Annotated in this window: 4 protein-coding genes; 2 read left to right on the top strand and 2 right to left on the bottom strand. The window is 70.9% G+C overall.

The annotated features are described in order from the left end of the window. Nucleotides 1-45 precede the first annotated feature (45 nt). Together QZY48_RS26995 and QZY48_RS26990 are read right to left on the bottom strand one after the other, a co-directional pair. Complete coding sequence (locus QZY48_RS26995) at nt 46-399, bottom strand: hypothetical protein (RefSeq protein WP_295436656.1); 354 nt, start codon at nt 397-399, stop codon at nt 46-48. A gap of 123 nt (nt 400-522) precedes the next feature. Next, the gene (locus QZY48_RS26990) at nt 523-927 is read right to left on the bottom strand and encodes a hypothetical protein (RefSeq protein ID WP_295436654.1); all 405 of its coding nucleotides are present in this window, start codon (nt 925-927) and stop codon (nt 523-525) included. Between the two features lie 230 nt (nt 928-1157). On the opposite strand from QZY48_RS26990, the gene QZY48_RS26985 reads away from it, so the two are divergent. Then, nucleotides 1158-5579, top strand: a complete 4422-nt coding sequence (locus QZY48_RS26985) for a hypothetical protein (RefSeq protein WP_295436652.1) — start codon at nt 1158-1160, stop codon at nt 5577-5579. Between the two features lie 104 nt (nt 5580-5683). Next, nucleotides 5684-8797 (top strand): site-specific DNA-methyltransferase, encoded by a 3114-nt coding sequence (locus QZY48_RS26980; RefSeq protein ID WP_295436651.1) that lies wholly within the window; start codon nt 5684-5686, stop codon nt 8795-8797. The last annotated feature ends 25 nt before the right edge of the window (nt 8798-8822 follow it).

Genomic DNA, 8822 nt, shown 5'->3' with positions numbered 1-8822 from the left:
GTCGTCGACTGGTTGGCGGGGACGCCCATCGCTCCCACCCGGTGTTCACGGTTTGCCGCCCTGCAAGGGGCTGCCTGAGCGGACGGAGGGATTCGCCACCAGTGTCAAGGTTCGGGACGGGGCGAATGCCCCGTCCCGCCCGCGCCCACATACCCCGGTCCCGCCCGCGTGTGCTCCGCGCCCATGCTGATTAGCCGTTGCGTTTACCGTGCGGCGCGCGGCGGCGCCTGCGGCCAGCCCGACGAGCAGCAAGCCGAGCGTCGCGGGCGCGGGGGCCGCGCGGGCTGGCTGCACAGAGACGTTGTCGATGCCGGCGATGGTCGAGGCATTGTCGGCTTGGTCATACAGATCGAAATAGAGGGTCGCGTCTTGACCCAGGATCGCGTCGGGAAGCCACACCGTGATGCGCCCCGAGTAGGCGCTTCCAGTGACGAACAGCGGGAAGTCGGGTATGGCGATGCCGGGGTCCAGATCGACCAGGATGGGCAGTGCGCCGGTGGCCCACTCCCGGTTGGCAGAGGGTTACGCGTCCGCACCCGCCAGGTCCACGACCAGGATGTCGAGGAAATCGCCGCCGGTGGTGATCAAGGAGGCGGCGAATGAGTCGGGGAAGACGCCGCCGGGGATGTCGCCTACGGAAGAGGCCGTGGTGTGGAAGCTGAAGTCGAAGCCGAGGGTCGCGGGCAGCGCCGGGAGGCTGAAGGTCTGCGACAGGGTGCGCCGGGGTTCGCCGTCGGTGCCGAGTTGGGCGTAGTTGTGCGTGGGCTCACCGATGATGGTGAACTCGGCCGTCCAACCGGCCAGGTCGGTGGAAGCAGAGAAGTCGCCGTTGGCGATCAGGTCTGCCCGGGCAGCGGACAGGGCGAGTAACGAGAAGGCCGCAGACGCGGCGAACCGGGCCAGGATCCTGGCAAGTTTCGGATTCACGCAACCCTCCGAGGATTCGGAAACTGTGACGTAGTTCACTTTTATAGCAGACAGCCGCGATATCCACAGGCGGATGACTCGATTTCCGACGAACGGGGGGTAGTCCGGATTGCCCGTACTTGGGCACCGCCGATCACTGATGGGACCTGGCCGCCGATTGTTCATACCGACCAGTCCGCACCACGATTTGGCTACACTAGGCATACCCCAGTCCCACGGCGGCCCCAGCCATGCGCCTGATCCTGTGCTCGTTCATCTTCCTGTGTGCCGCGCTCCCCGTGGCCGCGGCCCCGTCCGAACCCGCGGTACCGCCGGACCTGTGGGCCTGGGTACCCTGGGTGCTGCACCCGCAGGACCAACGGACCTGTCCGCTCGACGCCGGGGCCCCGGACCGGGGCAACCCGACCCCGACCGGTGCCCGCGTCTGCGCCTGGCCGGGGCGGCTTGAACTCGACCTGAACCAGCGCGGCGGCTCCTTCACGCAGCGCTGGCAGGTCTACGCGCAGAGCTGGGTCACCCTGCCCGGCGACACCGAGACCTGGCCCCAGGGGCTGCGCGACGGCGATCAACCGCTGCCGGTGGTGCTGCGCGACGGGGCGCCGGCGGTGCAATTGACCCCGGGCACGCACGTCCTCACCGGGCAGTTTCAATGGCGCAGCCCCCCCGACGGGCTGAGCCTGCCGGCTGAAATCGGCCTGCTGTCCCTGGTCCTGGATGGGGCCCCGGTACCCTTCCCCCGACTGGACCGGGGCGGGCGTCTGTGGCTGGGCGAGCCGCTCGCGACCGAGGGACAGGACGGTGACCGCCTGACCCTCCAGGTCTACCGCCGGATCGACGACGACCTGCCGCTGCGGGTGACCACCCGCCTGGAATTGGACGTGGCCGGGCGCGCGCGCCAGGTATTGCTCGGACCGGTGTTGCTGCCGGGGACCATCCCGCTGCGGGTGCAGAGCCCCCTGCCCTCGCGCCTCGACCCCGACGGCGCCCTGTGGGTGCAGGCACGCCCGGGCCACTGGGTCCTGGAGGTCGAGGCTCAGGTCGGCGGAGCCGTGAGCGCGCTGACCCGGGGCACCCCCCCCGCACCCTGGCCGGCGCTTGAAGTCTGGTCCTTCGCCGCCCGGCCCGGCCTGCGCCAGGTGGAGGTGCGCGGTCCGGCGCCCGCGGACCCGCGTCAGGCCGGGGTCCCGGCGGACTGGTCCGACCTGCCGGCGTGGCGCCTGGCGGGCGGGGAGTCACTGACATTGGTCGAGCGGCGCCGCGGCAACCCCGACCCGGGTCCGGATCGGCTCACCCTGGAGCGCGACCTGTGGCTGGACCTGGCCGGCGGGGCCTTCAGCGTGCGTGACCGCATCAGCGGCGAGCTCACCCGCAGTTGGCGGCTCACCGCCCTGCCGCCGCTGGACCTGGGCCGGGTCGCGGTGGACGGGGAACCGCGGCTCATCACCCGCCTGGCGCCGGGCGACCCGCCCGGGGTCGAGGTACGCCGCGGCCGGCTCGACCTGGTCGCCGACAGCCGCCTCGCGGCGGACGCGCCGCACAACCCCAAGACCATCCCCGCCACCGGCTGGGGACTGGAGCTCGCCGGCAGCCGCGCGCACCTCTGGCTGCCCCCCGGCTGGGACCTGCTCGCGGCCTCCGGAACCGACAATCTCCCCGACAGTTGGATCGGCCGCTGGACCCTGCTCGACCTCTTTCTGGTCCTGCTCCTGGCCTTGGGTAGCGGGCGCCTGTGGGGCACCCCCTGGGGGCTGCTCGCCGGCCTGACCCTGGTGCTGACCTGGCAGGTCGCGGACGCCCCGCGCCTGGTGTGGGTCAATGTGCTGATCGCCGTCGCCCTCCTGCGGCAGTTGCCGCGGCACCCAGCAGGGGTCGCCCTGGGGCGCTTTCGCGGTCTGGTCGAGTGGTACCGGCGACTGGCCCTGGCGGCACTGCTCCTGATCGGGTTGCCCTTCCTCGCGGCCCAGGTCCGCACCGGGCTCTATCCGCACCTGGAGCGCCCCATGGTCGGGCTGGGCACGAGCGCGGGTGCGCTCGGCGCGCCGGCGCGCCGCACGGTCGAACGGCCGCCCGCCCTGGCGTCCGCCCCGGCTCCCGCCATGCCCCCGGGCGCACCCCAGTCCCAGTTCGAGTCCCTGGCGGAGCCGCAAGGCACCCCGGCGGGCGACCCGGCCACGAGCGACGACGCGACCGATTTCGCCGTCATGGGCGGCACGGCCGTAACCAGCAAGGAAAGCGGACGGCGGGGCCCAGCGACGGCCCCGCCCCCCCCGCCAACCGATCGGCCGGACCCGGACGCGGTGATGCAGAGCGGCCCCGGGGTCCCGGACTGGCAGTGGAACCGCTTCGAGCTGGCCTGGAGCGGGCCGGTGACGCCGGGCGAGGACGCGCGCCTGTGGTTGTTGAGCCCCGCGTGGCACCTCTGGTGGTCACTCCTCGGGGCCCTGCTCACGGTCCTGCTGGGGCTGCGGGTGGCCGGACTGATCGGCCGCCCAGCCCCGCCGCCGCCGGACGCCGCGACACCACCGGCGCCGTCGGCGCCGCGATCGGAAGCGATGGCGGAACCCCCGTCGGAACCCGTGTCCGCGCCGTCGCCCGCGCGGAGCGCCGAACCGGCGGTGGAACCGGTAACCAAACTCGCCCCGGAGTCCGTACTGCGCCTGATGCTCCCGCCGCTCCCGCCCCTGGTCCTGGCCGCCCTGCTGGGGGCCGCCGGTCTGGCCGGGCCGGGCGCCGCCCCGGCGCGTGCCGCCGACCTGCCCGGCACCGCGCTGCTGGAGGAACTGCGCGCCCGCCTGCTCGCCCCCCCGGACTGCCTGCCGGACTGCGTGGACCTGCCAAGCCTCTCCCTGAGCGCGCAACCCCACTGGCTGCGCCTCACCCTGACCCTGGACGCTGCCGCCGCGGTGGCCGCGGCGGTACCGGGAGGGGCTGGCGGCTGGCTGCCCACCCAGGTCGACCTGGACGGCGTCCCGGTCGACGGACTGCGCCGCGGCAGCGACGACCGTCTCCTGGTCCCGCTGCCCGCCGGGCGCCACCGTCTGGACCTGTCCGGCCCCCTGCCGGAGCGCACCCAGGTCGAGATCCCCTTCCCGCTGCGGCCCCGGCAGCTCGAGGCCACCCTGGACGGCTGGACCCTGGAGGGTCTGGACAGCGGCGGCCTGCCTGGTCCCCAGGTGCGCCTGCTGCGCCTCTCCGGTGGGGACGGCGCGGCGGCCGGCCCTCTGAACCAGGGTGCCCTGCCGCCCCTGCTGCGGGTCGAACGGGGTCTGCGGATCGGCCTCGACTGGCGGGTGCAGACCCGGGTCCGGCGCCTGTCGCCGGCCGAGTTCCCGGTCTCCCTGCCGGTCGCGCTGCTGCCCGGGGAAGCGGTCCAGACCCCGGGGCTCGCCATCCAGGAGGCACGGGTGCTGGTCAACCTGGCCCCCGGCGAGACCGAGTTCGCCTGGGCCTCGACCCTGGAGCCGGCGGCAACCCTGCGCCTCACCGCGGTCACCGACCCGCGGCTCACCGAGTCCTGGTCACTGGCGCTGAGCCCCCGCTGGCACCTGGACTGGAGCGGTCCGGCGCCGATCCAGCAGGCCGCGGCCGCCGACCGCTGGCAGCCCACCTGGCGGCCCCTGCCGGGCGAGACCCTGGACCTGACCCTCACCCGGCCGGGCGCGGTGCCCGGGCGCACCCTCACACTCGAGCGGGTGGACCTGCGCATGACCCTGGGGCGGCGCACCGGCGAGGGCGAACTGCGCCTGGAACTGCGCGCCACCCAGGGTGGCCTGCACCCCATCCGTCTGCCGCCGGAGGCCGTGCCGACCCGCTTGCAGGCCGGCCTGCTGGACCTGCCCCTGCCCGGGCCCGGGGCCCCCCTGGAGCTACCCCTGGTGCCGGGGCACCAGTCCATCCTGGTCCAGTGGCGCCAACCTCAGGAGATGGGTCTGCGCAGTGCCCCGGGGCTGCCGGACCTGAACAGCCCGGCGGTCAATGTGACCCTCGCGCTGCGGTTACCGCAGGGGCGCTGGGTGCTCTTCACCGGCGGCCCGCGGATCGGCCCGGTGGTCCTGTTCTGGGGCGTACTCCTCATCCTGGCCGGGCTCGCGGCAGCGCTCGGGCGCCTGCGGCTCACGCCACTCAAGACCCACGACTGGCTGCTGCTCGGCATCGGGCTCAGCCTGGCGCAGATCTGGGTGCTGGTGCTGGTGGCCGGCTGGCTGCTGGCCCTGGGCCTGCGCCGACAACTGCCTACGCAGACGCCGCGCCGGCGCTTTAACCTGGTCCAGGTCGCCCTGGCGGTGCTGACAGTCGCCGCCGGGGCCGGTCTGATCGGCGCCGTCTCGCAAGGCCTGCTGGGGGCGCCCGCCATGCAGATCATGGGCAACGGCTCCGGCAACGGGCTGCTCCAGTGGTATCAGGACCGCACCACCGGCCCCCTGCCCCCGATCTGGGTGATCAGCGTGCCCATCTGGGTCTATCGCGCCCTCATGCTCGCCTGGGCCCTGTGGCTCGCGTTGCGCCTGCTCAGTTGGCTGCGCTGGGGCTGGGACGGTTTCTCCCGGCCGGTGCTAGGGCGGCCCGGGCCGCCGCGGCGCCCGCAGGGGCCCGGGCGGGGAGACTCACCGCCGCCGGACGGGGAGGAGTTGACCTGGAGGGCAGATCAGTAACGGTTCAAGAACGACCGCTCGAGATTCGGGGACAATCGCGCTTCGGCACTGATCCACGATTGCAGGCAAAATGGGCCACCGCCTTTTGCCCACAGGACTGACCGGTGACCCAAGCGCACGGCCTACCCACCCTGCCGACCCCCAGGACCCAGGCGGAGACCCGCTTCATCGCCCTGATGGCGGAACTCTTTCAGCTCGACGAGGCGCAGTCGCTCGACTTCGGGCTCTACCGTATCATCCGCCGCCACAACCGGGAGGTCCGGGGCTTTCTCGGGGAGTTGGGCCCCGGCCCGGACGGCCCCGCGCTGCATGGCGGGCGGCTGTGCGAACTCCTGGACGACGCCTTTGCAGCGGCGGGGCACGAAGCACAGGCGCAGGAGGAAGACCGCCTCAAGGGCCTGGGGCAGGACCTGGGTCTCACCCCCGGCATGACCCGGCAGCAGCGCGACGCAGCACTCAACCAGTTGGGACTGACCCCCTTGCTCAAGCCGCAGGTCGCCCAGTACCGGGCGCTGGCCGAGGCCCGCGCCGGCCACCAGACCGGCGAGAGTGACCGCGCCGAGGTCTTGAACCGGCTCTACCAGTTCTTCTCGCGCCACTACCAGGACGGCGACTTCATCGTGGAGCGCCGCTACGGCAAGGGCGGCGCCCGCTATCTGCGCTCCACCGGCGAGGACACCGAGTTCCACTGGGCCACGCAGGACATGTATTACATCAAGTCCGGCGACAGCTTCAGCGACTTCCCGGTACGCCTGGGCAACGGTCGGCGCCTGTGCTTCACCGTGGACCCCGTGGGCCTGCAGGCGACCCGCGCGACCCTGAAGCCCGGCGACAAGGCCCACTACGCGCTCGCCGCCATTTCCGCGCAGGGCGAGGTCATCCGCGTCGCCCTGCACTACCGTAAGGGCGCCCAAAACGACAAGCAGAGGGAGGAGATCGTCGCCGCAATTCTGGCGGCCGGCGCCGGGGGCGGGGCCACCACCAGCACCGAGATCCGCCGCTGGCTCAACCGCTTCATCGCCCGCAACCAGAGCGATTTCTTCATCCACAAACGCCTGGGCGAGGCCTTGACCGAGGATCTGGACCTCTTCATCAAGACCGAAGTCCTGGACCTGGATCAGTTGTTGGCCGACGCCGCCGCCCCGAGCCTGCCGGGGCGGGCACTCAAGGTCGGGCGGATCCTACGCACCGTCGGCGCCCAGATCATCGCCTTCCTCGCGGCCCTGGAAAACTTCCAGAAGGCCCTGTGGGAGAAGAAAAAGCTGGTTCTGTCGACACGCTACGTCATCACCCTGGACCGGCTGGAGCGGCACGCCCCGGCCTGGCTCGCGGGACACATCGACGCCATCATCGCGGGCCAACGCGCGGAGTGGACGGCGCTCGGGCTGGGTGACTACCCGGACGCGAACGCCTGCCGCCGCACCACCCCGGGCGATCTGCTGACCGCGACCGCGACCCGCTATCTCCCGCTCCCGGTCGATACCGGGCGCTTCCCCGACGCCTTCAAGTGGTCACTGCTGGAGGCGGTGACGGCCGCGACCCCGCTGGACCAGGCCCTGGACGGCCTCGCCATCCACTCGGACAACTGGCAGGCGCTCAATCTCCTGCACGAGAAGTACCGCGAACGGATAAAGCTCATCTATATCGACCCGCCTTACAACACGGGCGGGGATGGTTTCGCGTACAAGGACTCCTATCAATCGGCCTCCTGGCTCGCGATGATCGAGGACCGATTGCGCCTGGGCGCCGAAACGCTCAAGCCGGCCGGGGTCCTGTTCTCCAGCATCGACCAAAACGAGTATCCCCGGCTGCGAACCTTACTGGAGCAGACCCTCGGGTCAGGCAATGCCCTGGGGACTATCGTCTGGAAGAACGTTACGGACAACAATCCGACCAATATCGCCGTCGAGCACGAGTATGTCGAGTGCTTCGCGAAGAACCGCGGGACGCTGGAATCGGAGTGGAAGAACCCCTATTCGGATGCCAAGGAGTTACTTGTAAAACTGGGCCGCGACTTGCTTGAGCGGCACGGCGACACCGCCGCCTTGCGCAGCGCCTATCAGCAATGGTTCAAGGGTAACAAAGTCTTTCTGGGTCCACTGGATCGTTACAAGTACATTGATGCGGGAGGGGTCTATACCGGAAGTCAAAGTGTCCACAACCCTGGGAGAGAGGGGTATCGCTACGATGTGCTGCACCCGCGGACCAAGAAACCCTGCAAACAGCCGCTCATGGGCTATCGGTTCCCAGAGGAAACGCTGAAGAGACTCCTGGCGGAAGATCGCATCCTCTTCGGCGAGGACGAGACGAAGCTCATTGAACTCAAGGTCTATGCACACGAGTACGAGGCCAAGCTCCCCAGCGTCATCGAGATCGACGGCCGCTCCGGGGCCAACGACCTGACCAATCTCTTCGGGGAGGCGCAGCGCTTCAAGAACCCCAAGGCCCCGGCCCTGCTACAGGAACTGATCCCCTACGCGGCGGGCGCGGGCGACCTCGTGCTCGACTATTTCGCGGGCAGCGGCACCACTGCCCACGCGGTGATGCGACTGAACCACAAGGCCGGGATCGGGTTCAAGTGGTTGGCGGTCGAGGCGAGCCACAACCTGGAGGCGATGATAGTCCCGCGGGTGAAAAAGGTTGCCTTCGCGGTGGATTGGCTGAAGGGCCGACCGATCGGCAACGCGGGTCCCGGCGCGTTCGTGCGCGTTCAATCCTTTGAACAATACGATGACAGTCTCGAGAGTCTGGACACCGAGCAGACCGCGGGCGACACCGCCGACCTCCCCTTCGATGACCCGGCGCTCGCCCTGCGCTACCGCCTGGACCGCGCCTCGCGCGGCCTGTATTGCGCGATCGAGCGCTTCGGCTCACCCTTCGGCTACCAGTTGCGACGGGCGGATGGGGGCGGCGCGGCCCAACCCTGTGAGGTGGACTTGGTGGAGAGCCTCGCCTACCTGCTCGGCCTGGACATCGCACGGCTCTATCGGGAACCCTTGGGCGTGGTGCTGCTGGGTTCCAACCGACGGGGACAGACAGTGGGCGTCTTCTTCCGCGAGTGCGCCGCGGCGGGGTCGGCGGACTGGGTGGCGGCCAAGCTGGCCCAGCACCCCGCGGAGCGCGTCTACACCAATGACCCGGCCGCCCTGAGTTTCGCCGGCTGCGAGCGACTGGAGGCGATCGAGGCGGCCTTCGCGCTGCAATTCGGGAGGGCTTAGCCGCGCCCTGGGAGCGCCGCACCCC

It is taken from the genome of uncultured Thiodictyon sp. (assembly GCF_903828115.1).
GTDB lineage: Bacteria > Pseudomonadota > Gammaproteobacteria > Chromatiales > Chromatiaceae > Thiodictyon.
This window is presented reverse-complemented; position numbering and strand designations above follow the sequence as displayed.